The organism is Flavobacterium nitrogenifigens (assembly GCF_003254565.1).
In the GTDB taxonomy this organism is placed as follows: Bacteria; Bacteroidota; Bacteroidia; order Flavobacteriales; family Flavobacteriaceae; genus Flavobacterium; species Flavobacterium nitrogenifigens.
In genome coordinates this window covers 258,423-278,903 of the sequence record NZ_QJRI01000178.1, presented here as the reverse complement: position 1 = coordinate 278,903, position 20,481 = coordinate 258,423, and the positions used below count along the sequence as shown (strand labels likewise).

Genomic DNA, 20,481 nt, shown 5'->3' with positions numbered 1-20,481 from the left:
GACTAATCTGGCCTATTAATTTACTTGACAATCAACAACCAGCCTTTTCCTTTAGGAACAGTTATTTCGTCTTTTGCAGTGAACGTTTTTGCAGGTTGGAAATTAGTAACTTCTGGAGCCGTAATAGTTGCTTTTGAAGGATTGATTCCTAGTTTTTTCCAGTCAATATTTAGTTTCACATTTGCATCAGCATCTGCCCAACTTGCGATTGAAATTAAAGCCGTTCCGTTCTTTTTATAAACGGTTGCTAGAACTTTGTCGTTGTTTGTTTTTACAGGACAGTTTTCGCTCCAATATCCAATCATTTCAGAACCTTTAATTCCGAAAGAATCCCAAACTTTCCAGATGTTTCTTGGGTCAGCACCGTCGCTCCAAGGCAATCTGTTTGTCATTCCATAAACCATTCCTCTCCATGGATTTCCACCATCTTGAAGCATTTCTCCCATTAATCCAAACGGAATTCCGCTTACTTCAGTCAAGAAAAAGTCAGGCTGATTTTTTTCGTAATCAAAGTATTCTCCAAACCATAATTTGTTGATGTACGGAAAGTGCTCCATGTATAAGTTGGCACTATTGTTAAATCCATCGCTTTTGTTGTATTGGTTCGCACTATGCAAATCAATAATTCCAGGATGTCCGTCTTTAGTCAAAACTCTTTTGATACGTTTCATTGTGATTCTGTCGAAAGCGACGTCGTCTAGATAAATTCCATCAATACCAACATTTTGAGTTAGCCAGTTCATACCTTCAACATAGTAATTGTGCCAACGATTCATACCGCTGTTTACAATTGCAGCATCTTTAATTTCAGGAACAAACCAAGCTGCGATATAATCGTCGCCAACATGTTCTTGCAACCAAGAGAATCCGCCGCCTTTTCCTGGAGAATAGATTTCGTGACCTAAACTTCTAAGAGCGAAAGTCTCATAAGCCTTGTTAGAAACCTCTCTAACCGTATTGTAGATTTTTACTTTTAATCCTTTTTCATGCGCTTCATCGATATACGTCTTCATCTTTTTAAATTCGATAAAAGGATAATTGATATACGGATTGATTGCATTTGCATGGTGAATATTAATTACCGTTGCGCCAGTTTTAGCAATAGAATCGATTGGGCTGTATCTGTGGTAAAACTTTGTATCCCATTGAAAATCTGTGTTAATTGTATGGAAAGGGGTAATTAACAAATTGAAATTATAGTATAACACTTCTCCTTTTTTCATTGTTCTAGCACCGCTGTAGGCGTTTACTAAAACCGACTTTTGGTTAGGTGTAATTGTAATTCCCCCTTTATTTTCGTTACCCCAAGAAGTTGGCAATAACAAAGGTTTTTGTAAATAGAAATTCGTGTTTAACGGACGGCTGTATTTTTCGTCTCTCAAAGAAAATTGCAATCCAGAGTTTACAGCACCAATCCAAGCGCCATCTTGGTTTTTATGCGCAACATCCCATTTCCAATCGAAAGTTGCAGGACGATCGCCACCTTTTTGACCTAATCCCATCATGTATTTTGCAGATGTTGGCTGCATTGGCATTTGGAAATTAATGTCATTAAAGGCAACATCTTCAAGAGCTGTAACTTTCACGATATAATGTACGAAACCATCAAATTCAACAGAAGCGTTAACATCCATCTGAACTGATTTTGAAGTAGAAGTATTTTCCCAAGAAACTGTTCCAGCTTCTTTTTTGGTGAATTTTACACCGCTGTTTTTCCATTGCACTTCTTTTCCTGATGCATCAACAAAATGAAAATCGATTGGTGAGCTTAAAACATCATTTGCTTTTGATGTTACAGAAGTCATTTCTGGAGTAAAGAAAGTCTGAATCTGAGCTGGGAATCCGTTTGGCGCTACAATCAGTTTTCTTCCTAATAAAGCAATTTCAGAATTGTTTACTGTTAATGGAGTATAAGGAGCAATAACTGTATTTTCCTGAGCTAACGTTGAGTTTAACCATTTTAGGCGAGTCATTTTTTCTGGACTGTCGATACCTCCGTTTTTCGTTACTTGGTTAGAAACCGTAATTTGTAGATTGATTTCTTTTGATTTTCCGTCAGCAATGACAGTTGCTTTTCCGTTGTAAGTTCCAGCAGCAGCAGTTTGCGGAACATCAATACCGCACCACATTGCCTGAATTTTTCCTTTTGAAACAGAAACAGTATTGGTGAAAGGAGTGCCATCATATCGAGTTCCGTCAGTATTGATGCAATTGATGTCTTTCGCTTCAATTGTTGCGCCAGTTGTGCTTACTAAATTGGTAAAAGTTACTTTTATGTTTTTTAAATCTTCAAGAGCATAAACTCCTAATTGAAAAGCTAAATATTCACCTTTCATTGCTGTATCAGAAAAACTGTTTTGAACACCTTTCTGAATCCATCTTTGTGGCAAATCTGATTTTAATTTGATTGAATGTTCTCTGTCTTCTGGGAAAACTAAAAATGAATTTCCGCTGTTTTTTGCCACAAGAGCTGAAGTTTCAGCAGTTGTTGCAATCACTTCCATCGGGTAAAAACTATTGAAAGCATTTACGCTCTGAATTTCTGTTACAGTAGCATTGTCTTTTAAGTTTGCTTTTACATTAGAAAGCCATTTTGCATCGGCTTTGTTTTCTGGCTTCTGATAAATTCCTTTTGGATAATTTGCCGTTCCTTCGTCTACATAAGGCATATAATACACGTAATATGTTCCTTTTCCCGAAATTGGTTCGAAGAAAATAGTACCGTTTTCTCTATTGATATTTTCGGTTTTTATGTTCTGAATTTCTTTTCCAGACGCATCTTGAACGATAATTTTTTTAAGTTCTGGATTCGTGTCTCTTCTTCGCCATTCGATTGTTGTTTTAGCAACATTTCCTGAACCAGAAAAAGCAACTACAGCACGGTGATTTCCTAATTGATTCGGATTCCAGCTGTCATTTCCGTCTGAATATTTTATTTGTGCAGTTAGCGGAATACTGATTGCGAAAAGACACATTATCATTATTCTGCTTAAAAGCGTTGTGTTGTTTAGGTTTAGTTTCATTGTATTGTATAATCAGGTTAAATAGTATATTTTGAGTTTAGTAAACGGCTTTCCATCCTTGTTTTTTCCAGTAAGCAATAATGGGTTTGTAAGGTCCATACTTATGCTGTTCTTCAGAGAAATTATCATTAAACGGACTGTGCGCATAATCGATAGGCTTGCCCATTTTATTTGGATAATCTAATGTTTTAGGATTTGGTCTTGTATGCTGTGAATCGTCATTTACATAAGCTGCGATATCAAGCGCTTGTTTGTCTGTAAGATACGGTTTTCCTAGTTGAACTTTATCATAAGGCATATTGCTTTTTAGCCATTGTGCCTGTTTAATTACACGATGCATGCTTGAACCTGGCTGATAACCGTATTGTCCCCAAAGTGGAGGATAAGTATAGCCTGATTTATCTGCATTATAAACTCCTTCGCCATTATTTCCGTGGCATCTTGCGCAGTTTTCAGCAAATAAAACTTTTCCTCTTTCTGGACTTGCTGCAACATCTGGAAATTCGATTTCTAAATTTTTGGCTCCTTTAAAATTACCATCTTTTGGAACAAATTTGCTGATCCATTTAAAGTACGATAAAAATGCCACCATTTCTTTGCTGTCCAACGGAAGCGGTTTTCCAGAATGCGGACGCATAATGCAGTTATTAACTCTTTCTGCTAAAGTAAGGACTTTGTTTTCGCGTCCGCGATATTGTGGATAATTGTCATGCGAAGACATTAAATTGAATGCATGAGGTTTTGTTCCCGCATCTTGGTGACAATTGGTGCAGTTCATTTTATTGCCTAAATATTGTCCGTTTTTTCCGTTTGGACCAATATAATAAGCCGTTTTCATCATTAATTCTCTACCATAGCGAACCGATTCTCCAAATTGATCATCTGGAATTTGAGAAGTATCAATTGTGATGTAACCTTCATCTTCTTCTCCTTCTTCGATTGCTTTTGAAGCTAAAGTTTGAGAATTGGTTTTAGTACAGGAATTGAAAACAGCTATTGAAAATGCTGAAAAAAGTCCGATAAGAATTGTTTTTTTCATGGGTACTATTTTTTTAATTTAGAAGAAAAGGTTTTAGTTTTTCTTCAGGAATAAAGATGGTTCTGTATGGCGGAATTTCAGATTCTAAAGCCCATAACAAAACACCTTTTTTATTGGTTAAAACGGTAATATGTCTTTTAGAGCAACAAACCAAAAAGAGTTCTTTATTGATCATATACGCACTTCCCATTCGGTCGTTGTAAATATCTTTTGGCAATTTTATATGAAAATCCAGATTTACTGAATTAGTTTTTTCATCTATTTTTAAGGCAAAAACAGAAGATTGTTTGATGTCGACTCCATTATCAAAAAACAATAGACTGCCTTCTTGATTGATATGTGCGGCATGCGCCTGAGAGAAATTGGTGTCCGGAGCCATTTTCATTATGCCACCTTTTCCTAATTTCCAGATTACTTTCCCTGTTTTAGAATTGATTTTCCAAATCTGACCATTGTTGTAGAAAGAAATTAAAAAGTTTCCATCTGTATCGTAGCTCAAGCTGTTGGCATGTGTCCAATCTTTTTTGGTTTTCAGCAAATCTTTATCTTTAAACGGATCTAAGTCATCAAAAACACTCCATTTCCAGAGTTGTTTTCCTTTTTTATTTAAGATTACAATTCCGTCTCCGTTGATCGTATCTTGTTTTTTTCCTCCAATAGAAGTTAAATTGATTATTTTTTGTTCAACCGTTAAAGCGACAATTTCATCAGCCGATTTTTTTATGATTTCGTGATGAAGAACCTGTTTCAAATCGCCTTGTCCTTTTTTTATGTGAGTTAAAGTATCGCCTTGAAGATTGATCTCAAGAATCTCGCTTCCGTAACTTGTTGGTTCGTCATTTGTTCCTAAAATAGAAAGAATCGTTTGGTCTTTTGTAAAATGAACGACTTTAAATCCAGTTCCTTCAAGCGTATGATACCATCTTAAATTTCCTTTGTAATCTACAATGTAAGCCGTTCCTGGAGTTTCTCTTTTGGCTAAAAGCAGAAAACCTTTCTTGAAATTTTCTGGCAGGAATTCTGGTTTCGGACAATTGGCTTTGAATTGTTTTTGAAGCCATTCTGGAAGTTTTCTTGATTTGAAAGTATAAACTTTACTGGTTTGTTTATTGCCGTCTTGAACTGTAACTACCTGAAAACTATAGTTGGTTTCTGGAGTGATGTTGCAAAGTACCAGCGAGTGTTTAAGACCAGATTTTGAAATAGGAGAGGTCATTTTATTTTGATTTCCTTCTTTGTCCGACCAATATTCTGCATATACCTGAGCTTGGTCATTCGTAGTAACATCGATCTGAATTTTCAATTCGTTGTTGCTATGAGTGCCAATATTGATATTGGAGATAATTTGGCCTTTAGAACAGCTAGCTAATGCCAGCAAGACTAAAATAAAACTTCCTTTTTCTATTATTTTTTTAATCATCTGAAAAGCTCCTTTTTGTGAAACAGAAAAATACTTTTATTGTTATTAAAAATCAAGAATAGACAGACATTAACTGTCTATTCTTGATTGAGTGTCCTTATTGTCTATCGGCGTTGCTTAAATTTGGATTAAGGTCAACCTGACTTTGTGGATAAGTATAATATTTGTTTTGTGGCATTTTGATTAAAGCTGCTTCTCCAACTCTAAGGTGATACGCATTTACCAAAACATCATATTTGTTCATTCTGATCAAATCTGCGCGGCGTTTTCCTTCATAGAAAAGTTCCCAGCCTCTTTCTTGTAAAATGGCATCTCTTAAACTAGTTTGCGTTTGACCAGATAAAGTCAAAAGCTTAGCATGCGATCTTCCTTTTACCTGATTGATAAGGTCAATAGCCTCTTGAGTTGGCCCACTGATTTCGTTTAAGGCTTCAGCTTTGCTTAATAAAACATCAGCATAACGAAGGATATTTACACTATGGCCATCATAATAAGTGGTTGTTTCATCATCAGCATATTTTCTAGTAGAAACATCTGGCATATAAAATTCTCCTTTTGGTGGTTGAGCACCCAATGATGGAGCTTGTTTGTGGAGTAACCCATCTGTTCCTTCAAATTCTGGGAAGAAACATTGTTTTCTTTCGTCTTCATCTCCAAAAGTGTTGTAGAAGTCCCAGTTTACAGTATAATATTGCCATCTGTTTTCTACCACAGGGTGGTCAATAGGGCCAAAGTGATTCAGCAACTCAGTTCCGTTTGTATTGGCATCACTAAGAGAAGAAAAAATGTTTTCGCTGCACCATTTGTTACTTTCTTTAAATAAGCCTAAATAAGAAGGAAAAAGGTGGTATTCGTTTAAATCAATTACCTGTTGAGTTAAAGTTACTACCTTTTGCCAGTTATGACTACGCAAATAAAGTTTTGCTAATAAAGTAAGTGCTGCACCTTTTGTTGCGCGACCTACATCATTAGTGCCATAAACATTATTTCCTCTATAATTTACTGGTAAAGTGGCAGCGGCCTCCGTAAGATCTTTTACAAGAAATGCATCGATCTCTTCAACAGATGTTGGAGGGGTTTGCTCTAAGTAATTTGGATTTGCGATGTTATCTTCGGTCATTAAAATAACAGGTCCCCAAGAGTCTGTTAAATCCATATAAGCAGAAGCTCTTAAAAATTTTGCTTCAGAAATGAACTGTGCTTTTTCAATAGCCGAAATAGAAGACATTTTTCCGATGTAATAAATTGCATTATTAGCATTAGAAATTAATTTATACATAGCATTCCAATCTTCCAAAAGCAAGCCGTTTGTAGAACTCCATGCCCCCAAAGACAATTGGCCAGGATCTCCTCCATATTGGCAATGCCCTAAATCTGTTGCAATATCAGTAAGAGCAAAGTGTCTTGTAGCCCAATAAGAAAAGTTATCGCCTACAGATGGCCCCTTTAATCTGCCGTAAATAGAGTTAACTGCGGCAATAGCATCTGATTTGGTTTGATATCCGTTTGTGGTCGTCAAACTGCTATATACTGTAGGATCAAGATCCTCATTGCAGGAATATTGCAGTCCTGCAGCAAGTAAAAGCAATAGAATTGTATATTTTTTCATTTTGATAAATTTAATGTTATTGAAAAAGCTATTAATGAATTGCTATTTTGATCCCTAATATAAACGTTCTAGAAGCTGGGAACGAGTTGAAATCAATTCCTCCACCAAGATTTTGCGCTCTAGCAGTATTGGTATGTCCATTTATTTCAGGATCGTTTCCAGAATACTTTGTAATGGTCAGTAAATTTTGCCCTATCGCATATAATCTTATGTTATCAATAAATTTGGTTGGTTTTAAAAGGCTTTCAGGTATAGAATATCCAATAGATAAATTTTTAAGACGTAAGTAAGAAGCATCTTCGACAAATCTTGAGTTTACATAACTACCGTAAGCGCTTTTGTAATATCCATCTCTTGGAATATCAGTGTTTTCATTTGTACCAGCAACCCATCTATTCAAAGCATCTGTACTTGTGCTTGATTCTCCAACCATTCTGGTCATATTATATACAGAGTAGTCAAGAGCACCTTGGAAAAACAGATTCACATCAAAATCTCCGAATCTAAAATCATTATTAAAACCAACAATATAATGAGGAGTAGAATTTCCTAAATACGTTCTGTCTTTAGCTGTAACCAATCCATCACCATCTAAATCTTCATATTTAGGGTCTCCCGGTTTAGATCCTGGCTGTGCTGCATAAGTTTCTCCTGTTTTTATTACTCCTGCGTATTTAAATCCGTACAATAATCCCATTTCTTTTCCAGGTTCAAGTCTTGTAAATTCACGTCCAGAAACTGTACCGCTTGGGTTAGAGGTGTTTACACTGATTATTTTAACATTATCAGCAAGTGAGATAACTTCTTGTTTGTTATATGCAAGATTTAAGGACGTTCTCCAGTAAAACTTATCATTTTTAAAGTTTTCACTGCTTATGCCAAGCTCAATTCCTTTATTGTCTACTGTACCTGAGTTAAGCGTTTGTGTTGAAAATCCCCACCATCCTCCAACAGGCACATCTAAAAGAGCATCTGTTGTTCTTTTTTTGTATACATCAATTGTAGCTGTAAGTCTATCATTGAAGAATCCCATATCCAGACCAATATTGGTTTGAGCTTGCTGCTCCCACTTCAAATCTGGATTTGATAAATTGTTAGGTTCTGTACCACCTACAAAAGAGCCGTCTGAAATGGTAACATTCCAAGGAGATAAGTTTGACATGTATTGATAGTCTAAAATTCCATCATTTCCTGTAATACCATAACTTACTCTTAGTTTTAACTCTGAAAGGGTCTCAAAATTTTGCATAAAAGCCTCTTTAGATATTCTCCATGCAACTGCTCCAGAAGGGAAAGTTCCATATTTGTTATTTGGACCAAAACGAGAAGAACCATCACGTCTAATCGTAAAAGAAGCTAAATATCTATCATCGAAAGCGTAACCTAGCCTTCCAAAATAAGAAGTCAATTTTGTTTCTTGTTTTTGAGTTTCAGGTCTCAAATAAACTGCAGCGCTTTCAAGCTTGTAATAAGTTAAGATATCATTTGAAAAACCAGAACCAGAAGCTTTCATTCTTTCATAAGTGTCTTTCTGGTTTGATGTTCCAATCATCGCTGTAAATGAATGCTGCTCTTTAATATTAAATTTATAGGTCAAATATTGTTCTGTACTCCATCTAAAATAGGTTTTGTTTTCTTCAGATCCAGTACCGTTTAGTGCGGCTCCTGCAACAAGTGTTCTTGGAGTATATTTTCCTTGAATATTTTCTTGCCATTCTGCACCAGCTCCAAAATGGTATGTTAAACCTTTTATGATTTCATAATCCATAAACATATTCCCATTCACCAATCTGTTGATTGTATGGTCAGTTGGTTCTAATAAAAGAGCCAAAGCGTTGTCTTTTCCTTGGAATTTGTAGTAGGAACCATCTGGGTTGTAAATAGGAATTGATGGCGGAGCTGTCTGAATAGAAAACATAGGAGATAAAATATTATCACCAAAATCACTATTATGTCCTTCACTTGCAGCGCCGTATACGTTTGCTCCAACAGTTACTTTTTCAGTAAATTTTTTCTCAGCTCCAATACGTACGCTATATCTCGTAAAATCAGTATTTTCTATTGCTCCGGTTTGTTTTAAATAATTTCCGGATAAGAAAAATTTAGAAGTTTTATCGCTTCCGCTAAAAGTAAGTGTTCTGTTTAGTACTTCTCCAGGGCGTGTTGCTGCTTTAAACCAGTTGGTATTTGCAATTGGAAAATCTGAAGAGAAAACCGGTGGCCTTCCATTTTCAAGTGCGATAGCGTTTTGAATAGAAGCATATTGTTGTCCGTTTATCAAAGAAGGTTCCTGAATTATATTTTGAAAACCATCAGAGATTTCACCTTCAATCTGCATTTTGCCAGATGCACCTTTTTTGGTTGTAATCATGATAACACCATTTCCTCCTCTCGAACCATAAATGGCAGTAGAAGCGGCATCTTTAAGAATCTGGATACTTTCGATGTCGTTTGGACTTATAGATGCACCAGTGCTTGTAATAAAACCATCAACTACATATAACGGAGCATTTGATGTTGTAATAGAGTTCCCACCTCTAACAACTATAGTAGGAGTTGTTCCAGGCGCATAACTGTTTTGTTGAACCTGAACTCCAGAAGCTCGCCCTTGCAGTGCTTGTCCAACATTTGATACAGTACCGCCTAAGTTTAAATTGTCTTTTCCAACAGAAGCTACAGAACCAGTAAGATCTTTTTTCTTCGCTTTTCCATATCCAATAACAATTTCCTCTAGTTTTTGTCCTGCTTCTTTCATAACAATTTTTAGAGGAGCGCTTCCAATGGTTACTTCCTGATCTTCCATGCCAATGTAAGTAATCACCAGTTTTGTAGCATTATCAGGAACTGTAATCGCAAAACTTCCGTCTACATCAGTCTGAACACCTTTGTTAGTGCCTTTAACCACAACATTGGCGCCCGGAAGAGGCATGCCATTCTGATCTGTTACCTTACCTTTTACAATCTTTTCAAAAAATAATGCGGTATTGTTTTTCTCCGAAATATTTATGGAAGAAGCTGCAGAAGCCTGAAATGTAAAAACTAATAACGAGAGAACTGTTATTCCGATTTCTTTGCGGGATAAATTGTTAAGCCGAAAATCTCTTGGCTTTTTTTGGGTTAATAATTTCATACTTTGAATTGGTTTTGGTTAATGTTTAATTGTTTTTTCTTTGTTTGTAGGTTTTAGATTTCTTTTTAGATCGTGGAACTCATTTTGATTTTTTAATCGTGTGTTGGCTAAGTTATTTTCTATACAATTCTGAAGCTTCTTTTTCCCCCTAAACACGGCCTGTTTAGTTCGGTTATCTTCTTTTTTAAAGCTTAAAAAGCATCTGGAATTTTGCATAATTAACTTAGTTTTAAGATTAATCTCTGACGAAACTAGAGATTATATTTTTATAAAACAAGAAAAAACATAAAAAATGTGCTCGAACACACAAAATTTATGTTCTCGAGCACATAAAATTGTATGAATCATTTTTTTTGACTTAAATTGCTGTGATATTTTTAAAATAATTTGGAAAAAGCAGTGTGTGAAATTGATGGTTTTTTGAATTATAAATAGGGATTTATTAAAAACTTATGAATTTCGCAATCACTAAACTAAAAACGTAGAAATTAAACAGTCTTTTCTTATATTGAAAAGAGGTAAAATTTTAGATTTAATTATGATTTTGATTTGTTTTTCAATTCAATTTTTGAACTATATTGGGCATGAAGAAAAAAGTCAAAATTTAGAAATGAATTAATGGTCATTTTGACCTTTTTTGAAAATAAAAAATTAACAGATTTTAAGAAGAGAAATTTTGAAAGAATACCACGTACAAATAATAGATAAAAATCAAAAGAACGAAACTCAGATTTTAGATTCTTTTTTTTGGGAAAAAGCAAATTGCTTAACTGATTTTGTTTCTCCGTGGGATAATGATCCCGTTTCGAGAATTGAATTTCGTGCACTTTGGGATCAAGCAAACTTATATTTCAATTTTAGAGTTTTTGATACTCAAGTGTATATAGATCGAAAAGATGATAGTGTAGATAGTATTTGTAATTCAGATCGCGTAGAGCTGTTTTTTAGAAGTAATGATAAGCTTAATCCGTATTACTGCCTTGAAATTGATCCTTCGACAAGATTGCTAGATTTTTATGCTCTCCCAAATAAAATTTTTGATTACGAATGGAAATGGCTTGAAAATCATATTAAATTGGAATCTTCTTCAGATGAAGTTTCTTTTACAGTTGCAGGAGTGATTAGTATTGAATCTTTAAAAAAATTAGATTTAATGCATGATAATGTTCTTGAAACAGGAGTTTACAGAGCGAAATTTTCGAAAGATGAAAATGGCAACTACGAGCCAACCTGGATTACATGGGTTGATCCAAATACTGCGGAGCCAAATTTCCATATCGCTTCTTCTTTTGGGAAGTTAGTTTTGAAAGAATAGTTTGCTACAAAGACGCGAAGACTCAAAGTTTTTTTAAGGAAAAAGAAATTTCAATTGCCTCCAGCTAAAGCTTGAGGCAGTTGAAATTGTAATTTGAAAGTGAAAAAACTTTGCGCCTCTGCGACTTTGCGAGATTCAAACAAAAAACCTTCGCATCTTAGTGCCTTAGTGGCAAAACCCCTTTAGCTAACATAAAAAGAAGCATTTTCGACATTTATAATATCAATAGGAAGCAAAATAGTTTCTGGAATATCTTTTCTAAATAAAAAGTGTTCTACTAAAGTACTGACACCTAGATAAGCTTGTCTCTTCTGATTTTGATGAATTAAAAAGTGAACCAATCCCTGGTTTAAAAAGCTAACGTTTTTATCAATCAAATCGTAGCCAATCAAGGCAATTTTTTTATCTGTTGCATTAGAAAGTGTAGAAGCAATTTGGTATGCCTTTGAGGTTGTGATAAAAATACCGCTTAAATCTGGGTTTTCAATTATAAAGGCAGGAAGTTTATTTTCGATATTGGTGTACTTTAGTTTTAATGTGGTTAATGAGAAGTCAGAAAGGTCTTTTTCTTCAAAATAGCTTCTAAAACCACGTTCTTTTTCCTGCATGTGAACCGCGTTTTTAAGACTTTCGTCAATATGGATAATGGCGATTTGACCTTTTGGTAGAATTAAATTCATTAAGCTTGCGGCAACACGGCCACTTTTGTATAAATCCTGACCGACAAAACTTTTTATAGACGAAGATTCAACCTGGTTGTTAAAAGTATTTACCATAATTCCCAGTTCTTCATATTGTTTTATGATTTCTATGGTTTCTTTATGGAAAAGTGGTGCTAATAAAACAGCATCTGGAGATTTGGCTACAATGGCTTCATGGGTTTTTAAAAAAGATTTGGTGCTTTCAGGGTTGAAATAATGTGTTTCAATAACCACATTATAGGCTTTGAATTCTGTTATAGCGTCTTGAATTCCGTTAACACACGGAAGCCAGTATGGGTCAAATACAGGATCAGGAAGCAAGACGCAAATGCGGTACACTTTGGTGCTTTTTAAATTTCGTGCAATTAAGTTGGGTTCGTAGTCAATAACATTCAAGACTTCATTGATTTTTTCCAACGCAGCAGGAGAGACTTTTCCTCTATTGTGCAACACCCGGTCTACAGTTCCTTTAGAAACTCCAGCCATTTGAGCTATATCCTTAATTGTGTACTTTTTATCCATATGAGCAAATATAAAAACTTTGAGTTAATAAATGTAAAATTTTTGTAAGAATTAAAAAATGTGCTCGAGAACATTAAAACGGTGTGTTCGAGCACATTTTTCTTTTTTTTCTTGTTTTATAAAAATATAATCTCTAGTTTCGTGAAATCAAAACCGAAAAATTAAAATAAAAATATAACCTAATCGTATTGTAATTTGCTTAATTACAGTATTTTAACACAGTGTGTTTACGTGAAAAAAATTACATCATTAGCTCCCGGCCGAACTTGTCTGTTTGGTGATCATCAGGATTATTTAGGGTTGCCTGTCATTGCCTGTGCGATAGATCGAAGCATTAAATTAATAGCAAAAGAAAATCAGACTGACACATTTGTTCTGAATATGATTGATATTAATGAAATTCGGATCATCGATATACATGAGACTTTCGAAAAATTAGAACCGAGAGATTATTTTGCATCCTCTTTGCGTGTTTTGCGCAGATATGGCTGTAAACCAACAACTGGTTATACAATTACAATTACTGGAGATATTCCGATTAATTCAGGCACATCGAGTTCGTCAGCTTTATTGATGGCTTGGATTCGTTTTCTGATAGAAGCTTTCGGAATCGATCATGAAGTTACTCCCGCATTTCTCTCAAAATTAGGCTACGAATCTGAAGTTTTAGAACACGGAGAGCCTGGCGGAATGATGGATCATTTTAGTATTGGTGTTGGTAATATTGTTTACATCAATACAAAAAAACCTTTTTCTTTTGATGTTATAGGAACAGAGCTGAAAGGATTAATTACTGGAGTTTCGGGTGTTCCAAAGGAGACTATCGGACTTCTTGGCGAATTAAAAGGAAATGCTTTAATGGCGATTGATTTGGTGAAGCGCAATTATCCGCAATTTGATTTGAATGCTTCGGAAATTGAAGATTTAGATAAATATAGAAATTGTCTTCCAGATCGTCTAATTCCGTTTTTTGAAGCGGCTGTAAAGAATTATTATTACACTAAAGAAGCGTTAAAGGAATTCGAAAAACCAGTTTTGGATCTTAAAAAAATTGGTGCGTTAATGAATGGTCATCATGAAGTTTTGCGCGATTTGCTGAAAATTACGGTTCCTAGAATTGATGCAATGGTCAATGCTGCATTGAAAGCAGGAGCATACGGAGCAAAAATCGTGGGCTCTGGCGGTGGCGGAAGTATCGTGGTAATTGCCGATCCTAGGAATGAAGATGTGGTTATTAAGGCAATTTTAGATGCAGGAGCGCAAGAAGCGTATGCGGTAAATGTTGATCCAGGAGTACGAATTATTGATAATATTGAAAATTAAAATAAAATGCACGACAGTTTAGTGATTTTAGCCGGCGGAGCTTCTTCTCGTATGAAAAAAGAAGCGGTTACAAATAATTTATCTCCAGAAGAAATTGCACAAGCCAACGAAAGAAGTAAAGGTTTAATTGGTGTTGGTGCAAGCGGAAGACCTCTTTTGGATTACCTATTATGGAATGCTAAAAAAGCAGGCTATAAAAACATCTATATTATAATAGGTGAACAAGGAGAATTATTTAAAGAGTTTTACGGCAGTAAAACGAAGGATAATGATTTTCATGGACTCAATATTTCATTTGCTGTTCAATATATTCCTGAAGGAAGAGTAAAGCCTTTTGGGACTGCAGATGCTTTGTTTCAAGCTGTAGAGCAGTATCCAGAATTGAATTCGCAGTTTTATTCGGTTTGCAACAGCGATAATTTATATTCGGCTGAAGTATTGCGTGCCTTGAGAGAAACCGAAAGTCCAAATGCTTTTATAAGTTATGATCGCGATGCAATGGATTTTCCGTTAGAGCGTATTTCGCGTTTTGCCATTGCAAAATTAGACCAGAATAATCAGCTGTTGGATATTTTGGAAAAACCTACAGAAGAAGATTTGAAACAATATAAAGATGCAGAAGGAAAGATTCGTGTCAGTATGAATGCATTTAAATTTAATGGCAAGACTTTGTATATGCATCTTAAAAACTGTCCTGTTCATCCAGAGCGTGATGAAAAGGAACTTCCAACAGTACTTTTAAACTCTGTTAAAGAAAATCCGAATACAACGATCGGAATTCCGTTTTCTGAGCACGTTCCAGACCTAACCGCCAAAGAAGATATTGCCGAAGTAAAAACATATTTGGCAAAATATTACCCTGATTTAAATTGGAATAATAAAAATTAACAAAACTTTCATATCTAAATTAGAGAATAAGGAAATTTAATGTAGTACTTTTGTTTTGCAAAAAAAATGCAGATATTTGCATAAATTACGCAATCAATAATGTGAGAGTTGATTCTAATTTAGATTTTGAATTAAATAAATCTATAACTAAATCAACCAAAAATTATGACAAACATTCAAAGTACATTACAAGTAGAGAAAAAAAGTACCATTGTTCCGATGGTAATTTTAACCTTATTGTTTTTTATTCTAGGGTTCGTAACCTGGCTTAACGGACCATTAATTCCGTTTTTTGAACTAGCTTGCGAATTAACTTCTTCGCAAGCCTATTTTGTGACTTTCGCATTTTATATTGCCTATTTTGTTATGGCAGTTCCTTCTTCTTATATCATTGAAAAAGTGGGTTATAAAAACGGAATTTCTTTAGGATTATTGATTATCGCTGCGGGAGCTTTCATGTTTTATCCGGCAGCTTCAAGCCGCACCTTTCTGCTGTTTTTATTAGCCTTATTTGTAATGGGAACCGGTTTGGCGGTTTTGCAGACGGCATCTAATCCGTACGTTGTAGTGATTGGACCAAGAGAAAGTGCCGCTGCAAGAATCAGTGTTTTAGGAATTGCAAATAAACTAGCTGGATTTGTTGCGCCAATTGTGCTTACAGTTTTGGTTTTGTCTAATATGCAAGATTTTACCGCAGACAAAATTGCCTTGATGAATGAAGCTGCAAAAACTAGCGCATTAAATTCTCTTGCATTACAATTACAAACACCGTATCTTTATATGGGGTTGATTATTACTGTTTTAGCTCTTATGGTGAAATTTTCTCCTCTACCAGAAATTGATTTGGATGAAGATGGGAATGTATCTGAATTAAGTATTTTTAAACAGATTAAAAATGCTTTCAAACATCCACAACTGGTTTTAGGAGTAATAACTTTAATGCTGTATTTATCAGCCGAAGTTTTAGCGGGAGATTCTATTGGAGCTTTCGGGAAACAGCTTGGAGTTTATGGTGAAGAAGGGAATTTCTATTTAAAACTAACATCATTTACGATGTCAGCAATGGTGATTGGTTACGTTCTTGGAATAGTTTTAATTCCTAAATATGTCTCGCAAGTCACTGCATTAAAGGTATCTGGAATGCTTGGTTTAGTACTGGTTTTGGCAATTGTTTTGATTTCTCCAAAAATTATGATTGCATTTCCTGGAACTCCAAATATACCTTTAGTAATACTTTTAGTAGCACTTTTAGGACTGGCAAATGCATTGTGCTGGCCGGCGATCTGGCCAATGGCATTAGAAGATTTAGGAGGTTATACAAAAATAGGAAGTGCCATTTTGATTATGGGAATTATCGGTGGAGCAGTTTTTCCACTTTTTTACGGAATGATCACTGAAAGCATCAATTCTGCAAATCTTGCAAAAAATATGCAAGGTGTTTCAAAAAGCGGAAATCAATTGGCTTACCTAATGTTACTGCCTTCTTATGCAATGATTTTGTTTTATGCTGTAAAAGGGCATAAATACAGAAAATGGTAGCTGAAGAATACATTGGAGGATTAAAAAAAAAAGTAAATTTTAACACATAGAAACATAGATCTTTATCTTTAAAAAGAAGAGAGTAAAAGAAACTAGTTTCCACACATAGATAAGCTATGTGCATTTAAATTAGTGATACGCCTTTTTTAATTAAGAAAAAAAACTATGCTTCTATGTGTTAAAAATATTCACCGATGGGTTTGTTCAGAAAGAAAAAAAATAAAAATTAATATATCATGTTAAAAAGTAAAATCGACAAAGCAACAGGTTTCGAAAAACGATTCGAAAACATTAACACAGTTGTTTTTGAAAACTCAACAGATGCTTCAAAAGAGGTAGCACAAGAAATTGCGGCTTTAATCAAAGAAAAACAAAAAGAAGGAAAACCATGTATTTTAGGTTTGGCAACTGGTTCTTCTCCAAAAGGTTTGTATGCTGAATTAGTGCGCCTTCATAAAGAAGAAGGTTTGAGTTTCAAAAACGTAATCAGTTTTAACTTGGATGAATATTATCCAATGGAACCAAATTCAATCAACAGTTATGTTCGTTTCATGAAAGAACTTTTGTTTGATCATGTCGATATTTTACCTGAAAATGCTCACGTTCCAGACGGACTTTTAACAAAAGAACAAATTGCAGATTATTGCCACGAATATGAAGCTAAAATTGAAGCTTTAGGCGGAATCGATCTTCAGATTCTTGGAATTGGAGGAAACGGACACATCGGTTTTAATGAATCTGGTTCGCTTCAAAACTCTAAAACTCGTTTAGTGGCTTTAGATCATATTACAAGAGTTGCGGCAAGTAAAGATTTCTTTGGTTTGAATAATACGCCAAGAACAGCAATTACGCTTGGAGTTAAAAAAATCATGGAAGCAAAAAGAGTAATCTTATTAGCTTGGGGAGAAGGAAAAGCAAATATTGTAAAAAAATCTGTTGAAGATGAAGTTACAAACCGAGTTCCAGCTTCGTTCCTACAAGAGCATAACAATGCAATTTTTATTTTAGATAAAGAAGCTTCTTCAAAACTAACGAGAATCAATAAACCATGGTTGGTTGAGAAAATTGTTTGGACAGATAAATTAACTCGTAAAGCAGTTTTAGGATTGGCATTAGATCTTAAAAAACCAATTTTAATGCTTACTGATGCAGATTATATCGAAAACGGTATGAGTGATTTATTGGCAGATTCAGGTCCAGCTTACGATATTAACATCAAGATATTTAATAAATTACAAAACACAATCACAGGTTGGCCAGGTGGAAAACCGAATTCAGATGATACGAATCGTCCAGAAAGAGCAGAGCCTGCTAAAAAACGTGTATTGATTTTCAGCCCGCACCCAGATGATGATATTATCAGTATGGGGGGAACTTTCATGCGTCTGCAAGAGCAAGGGCATGAAGTGCACGTAGCATACCAAACATCTGGGAATATTGCAGTTGCTGATGATGAAGCTTTGCGTTTTGCAAGATTCGTAATTGATTACAACGAGAAATTCGGAATCAAAAGCGAAGAAGCGGATAATATCTACAAAAAGGCAGAAGCATTTTTACAGAACAAAAAGAACAGTGAAATTGATATTCCAGAAGTTCGATACATCAAAGGTTTAATCAGAAAAGGAGAGGCGAGAGCTACAAGTTATTTTGTTGGCCTTCCAGATTCTCAAATTCACTTTATGGAATTGCCTTTCTACGAAACAGGAACAATCGAGAAAAAACCAATTGGTCCAGAGGATATTCAGTTGACAGTTGATTTAATTGAGAAAATTAAACCACACCAAATTTACGCTGCTGGAGATTTAGCAGATCCACACGGAACGCACAAAGTTTGTCTGGATGCAATTTTTGAAGCGGTTAAAGTTTTAAAGCCAAAAGAATTCATGAACGACTGCTGGTTATGGTTATACCGAGGAGCTTGGCAAGAGTGGGGAATTGACGAAGTTGAAATGGCGGTTCCAATGAGCCCTGATCAAGTTCTGGCAAAACGTCACGGAATCTTCAAACACCAATCTCAAAAAGATGGAGTTGTTTTCCAAGGAACAGACGCAAGAGAGTTCTGGCAGAGAGCAGAAGATAGAAACCGCGAAACAGCAGAATTGTATCACCAATTAGGTTTGGCAACTTATGCTGCGATGGAGGCTTTCGTGAGATGGCACTACTAAGTTGCTAAGGTTCTGAGGCGCTAAGATTCTAAGTTTTCTTGGTCTTTAGAAATTGGTGATAAATAATATTTTTGAAGCAGGAAGAGAGGACGATAATTGGTTCTTTTTTCTTGCTTCTTTTTTTTAAAGCTTCTGAGATGCTAAGGTTCTAAGCTTCTAAGTTTTTTATCATGGATTAAAAATATTTACAAGGATTATAAAAAAAAATCTTTTTAATCCTTTTAATCTGTGGCAGGAAAAAGAAAAATAATAATAGCTTTGCATATAATTGAAGCAAGAAGAAAGTATAAGTCTTTCCTCTTGCTTCTTTCTTCTTAAAAACCATGGATCAAGACAAAAAACAGCTCATAAAATTAGCCCATACCAAAATGCCTTTCGGGAAATATGAAGGGAAATATTTAATTGATTTGCCTGAATATTATGTGGTGTGGTATCACAATAAAGGATTTCCAAAAGGAGAGCTGGGGCAGCAATTGCAATTGATTTATGAATTGAAATTAAACGGATTAGAAGAATTGATTCGAAATATTAAAAAACAATATCCGAAACCGATTTAAATAGTAAGAAAAATCTTTGGTAGTTTGATTTTTTTTATATAAGTTTGAAATATAGAATATTATAATTTTCAAAAACAAAATGATACCACAGAATTCCAGTCTGAATTCATAAATGTGTACAAGTCAGTGTTTTTTAAATTATAATATTTTTTTTATGCCTAAACTTTCCTCTATATCTCTTTTACGAATTGTAAATAGTAGTGTTTTTAATGATTCTTTATAATCTGTTTTTTGTTTAGATTATGAGGTTTAAATTAAAAATTTTGTTCCTATGTTTTGCTCAAATATGTGCCTCACAAACGGTTAATATAAATCAATTATTTATTGATGGAGAAAAAGCTTATTTAGAAAGCGATTTTTCGTTGGCAAAAGAAATATACACTAAGATTACGCTCGACAAACCATCAAATAAAGATGGATGGTTTAATCTCGGTGCTTCAAAATTGAAGTTAGGTGAGAATGAAAATGCTTGTGAGGATTTCTATCAAGCCTATTTGCTTCAAGATAGAGAAGCGCAAAAAATGATCCAAGAAAACTGTCCTAATTTTAGAAATGGCTTAATAATGTCTTTAAATGACGTTGAAGAAAAGCCTAAGTTTTTATACGGTAAAAAGGAATATCTATTAGTGGTAGGCAACGGTTTAAATCCTAAATATATTAGTCTTTTAAATACAAGATTTAAGTGGTCTGGAATTATGTCGAAATATAAGGGTAGTATTTCTATTCTATTTCAGATTAATAAATTGAATAAACTAGATGTAAAAATATTTAGAATTAGTGGAAATCAGAAAGAAGCTGAAATTATAAAAAAAGAAATTTTATCAATTTTAGATGATTTGGTTGTGTATGTTTCGGCTAAAAGTGGAGGAATAAACGTTGATTTGTGGGATAAATGGTTCTTGACATTTAATTTCTTAATGGTTCCTTCTAGATAAAATTTGTTATATAGCAATCCGCAATTAATCTTACTGTATTGGGTAATAAGAGGTGCTTAGCCAATAATCTTAACTGGCATATAAAAAAGAAAGCCTTGAATGGATTTTTAATTTGCTAAGGTTCTGTATAATTAGTTGCGAATTTTTAGTCAAAATCCTAAAAAGTTTTCATTTTGTAAAGCCAGAGCTTTAAACCATTATCTAATTCGAAAGAACTCTAAAATTTTAAAAATTATCTCATTCTGGAATTGATAAATTGTCTAATTAAATTTGTACTTTTGCCAAGTTTTTTACACAACTACTTACAAACAAACA

Annotated in this window: 13 protein-coding genes; 7 read left to right on the top strand and 6 right to left on the bottom strand. The window is 34.5% G+C overall.

Features of this window, described 5'->3' with window-relative positions; translation table 11 throughout:
• Positions 1 to 20: 20 nt before the first annotated feature.
• The 5 genes from DM397_RS16990 to DM397_RS16970 form a co-directional block, all read right to left on the bottom strand.
• A complete protein-coding gene (locus DM397_RS16990) occupies positions 21 to 3,023 on the bottom strand; it encodes a glycoside hydrolase domain-containing protein (RefSeq protein WP_239457872.1) in 3,003 nt (1,000 codons plus the stop codon).
• A gap of 37 nt (positions 3,024 to 3,060) precedes the next feature.
• The gene (locus DM397_RS16985) at positions 3,061 to 4,062 is read right to left on the bottom strand and encodes a c-type cytochrome (protein ID WP_111378673.1); all 1,002 of its coding nucleotides are present in this window, start codon (positions 4,060 to 4,062) and stop codon (positions 3,061 to 3,063) included.
• Between the two features lie 13 nt (positions 4,063 to 4,075).
• Positions 4,076 to 5,482, bottom strand: a complete 1,407-nt coding sequence (locus tag DM397_RS16980; protein ID WP_111378672.1) for an aryl-sulfate sulfotransferase — start codon at positions 5,480 to 5,482, stop codon at positions 4,076 to 4,078.
• A gap of 97 nt (positions 5,483 to 5,579) precedes the next feature.
• Positions 5,580 to 7,091, bottom strand: coding sequence for a RagB/SusD family nutrient uptake outer membrane protein (locus DM397_RS16975; RefSeq protein ID WP_111378671.1), 1,512 nt, complete (start codon positions 7,089 to 7,091; stop codon positions 5,580 to 5,582).
• A gap of 31 nt (positions 7,092 to 7,122) precedes the next feature.
• Positions 7,123 to 10,221: a SusC/RagA family TonB-linked outer membrane protein gene (locus tag DM397_RS16970; protein ID WP_111378670.1), complete on the bottom strand. Its 3,099-nt coding sequence runs from the start codon at positions 10,219 to 10,221 to the stop codon at positions 7,123 to 7,125.
• Positions 10,222 to 10,897: 676 nt separating this feature from the next.
• On the opposite strand from DM397_RS16970, the gene DM397_RS16960 reads away from it, so the two are divergent.
• Positions 10,898 to 11,536 (top strand): carbohydrate-binding family 9-like protein, encoded by a 639-nt coding sequence (locus DM397_RS16960; protein WP_111378668.1) that lies wholly within the window; start codon positions 10,898 to 10,900, stop codon positions 11,534 to 11,536.
• Positions 11,537 to 11,718: 182 nt separating this feature from the next.
• Here the strand turns inward: DM397_RS16960 and DM397_RS16955 are convergent, their stop codons facing one another.
• On the bottom strand, positions 11,719 to 12,759 hold the full coding sequence (locus DM397_RS16955; protein ID WP_111378667.1) for a LacI family DNA-binding transcriptional regulator: 1,041 nt from the start codon (positions 12,757 to 12,759) through the stop codon (positions 11,719 to 11,721).
• Positions 12,760 to 12,990: 231 nt separating this feature from the next.
• Between DM397_RS16955 and DM397_RS16950 the strand changes: the two genes are divergently transcribed.
• The 6 genes from DM397_RS16950 to DM397_RS16925 all read left to right on the top strand — a co-directional run bounded on the left by DM397_RS16950 (position 12,991) and on the right by DM397_RS16925 (position 20,166).
• Positions 12,991 to 14,082: a GHMP family kinase ATP-binding protein gene (locus DM397_RS16950; RefSeq protein WP_111378666.1), complete on the top strand. Its 1,092-nt coding sequence runs from the start codon at positions 12,991 to 12,993 to the stop codon at positions 14,080 to 14,082.
• Between the two features lie 6 nt (positions 14,083 to 14,088).
• Positions 14,089 to 14,970, top strand: a complete 882-nt coding sequence (locus DM397_RS16945) for a sugar phosphate nucleotidyltransferase (RefSeq protein WP_111378665.1) — start codon at positions 14,089 to 14,091, stop codon at positions 14,968 to 14,970.
• Positions 14,971 to 15,135: 165 nt separating this feature from the next.
• A complete protein-coding gene (locus DM397_RS16940; protein ID WP_111378664.1) occupies positions 15,136 to 16,509 on the top strand; it encodes a sugar MFS transporter in 1,374 nt (457 codons plus the stop codon).
• A 236-nt stretch (positions 16,510 to 16,745) separates the two neighbouring features.
• Positions 16,746 to 18,674: a glucosamine-6-phosphate deaminase gene (gene nagB, locus DM397_RS16935; RefSeq protein ID WP_111378663.1), complete on the top strand. Its 1,929-nt coding sequence runs from the start codon at positions 16,746 to 16,748 to the stop codon at positions 18,672 to 18,674.
• 323 nt (positions 18,675 to 18,997) lie between these two features.
• Positions 18,998 to 19,231 carry a DUF3820 family protein gene (locus tag DM397_RS16930; RefSeq protein WP_095929992.1) on the top strand — a complete coding sequence of 78 codons (234 nt, stop codon included), beginning with the start codon at positions 18,998 to 19,000 and terminating at the stop codon, positions 19,229 to 19,231.
• Positions 19,232 to 19,473: 242 nt separating this feature from the next.
• Positions 19,474 to 20,166, top strand: a complete 693-nt coding sequence (locus DM397_RS16925; RefSeq protein WP_111378662.1) for a tetratricopeptide repeat protein — start codon at positions 19,474 to 19,476, stop codon at positions 20,164 to 20,166.
• The last annotated feature ends 315 nt before the right edge of the window (positions 20,167 to 20,481 follow it).

Excerpts from the sequence above, each read along its gene's own strand:
- DM397_RS16990 (WP_239457872.1), bottom strand. The coding sequence starts at position 3,023 with ATGAAACTAAACCTAAACAACACAACGCTTTTAAGCAGAATAATGATA.
- DM397_RS16985 (WP_111378673.1), bottom strand. The coding sequence starts at position 4,062 with ATGAAAAAAACAATTCTTATCGGACTTTTTTCAGCATTTTCAATAGCT.
- DM397_RS16980 (WP_111378672.1), bottom strand. The coding sequence starts at position 5,482 with ATGATTAAAAAAATAATAGAAAAAGGAAGTTTTATTTTAGTCTTGCTG.
- DM397_RS16975 (WP_111378671.1), bottom strand. The coding sequence starts at position 7,091 with ATGAAAAAATATACAATTCTATTGCTTTTACTTGCTGCAGGACTGCAA.
- DM397_RS16970 (WP_111378670.1), bottom strand. The coding sequence starts at position 10,221 with ATGAAATTATTAACCCAAAAAAAGCCAAGAGATTTTCGGCTTAACAAT.
- DM397_RS16955 (WP_111378667.1), bottom strand. The coding sequence starts at position 12,759 with ATGGATAAAAAGTACACAATTAAGGATATAGCTCAAATGGCTGGAGTT.
- DM397_RS16945 (WP_111378665.1), top strand. The coding sequence starts at position 14,089 with ATGCACGACAGTTTAGTGATTTTAGCCGGCGGAGCTTCTTCTCGTATG.
- DM397_RS16940 (WP_111378664.1), top strand. The coding sequence starts at position 15,136 with ATGACAAACATTCAAAGTACATTACAAGTAGAGAAAAAAAGTACCATT.
- nagB (WP_111378663.1), top strand. The coding sequence starts at position 16,746 with ATGTTAAAAAGTAAAATCGACAAAGCAACAGGTTTCGAAAAACGATTC.
- DM397_RS16930 (WP_095929992.1), top strand. The coding sequence starts at position 18,998 with ATGGATCAAGACAAAAAACAGCTCATAAAATTAGCCCATACCAAAATG.
- DM397_RS16925 (WP_111378662.1), top strand. The coding sequence starts at position 19,474 with ATGAGGTTTAAATTAAAAATTTTGTTCCTATGTTTTGCTCAAATATGT.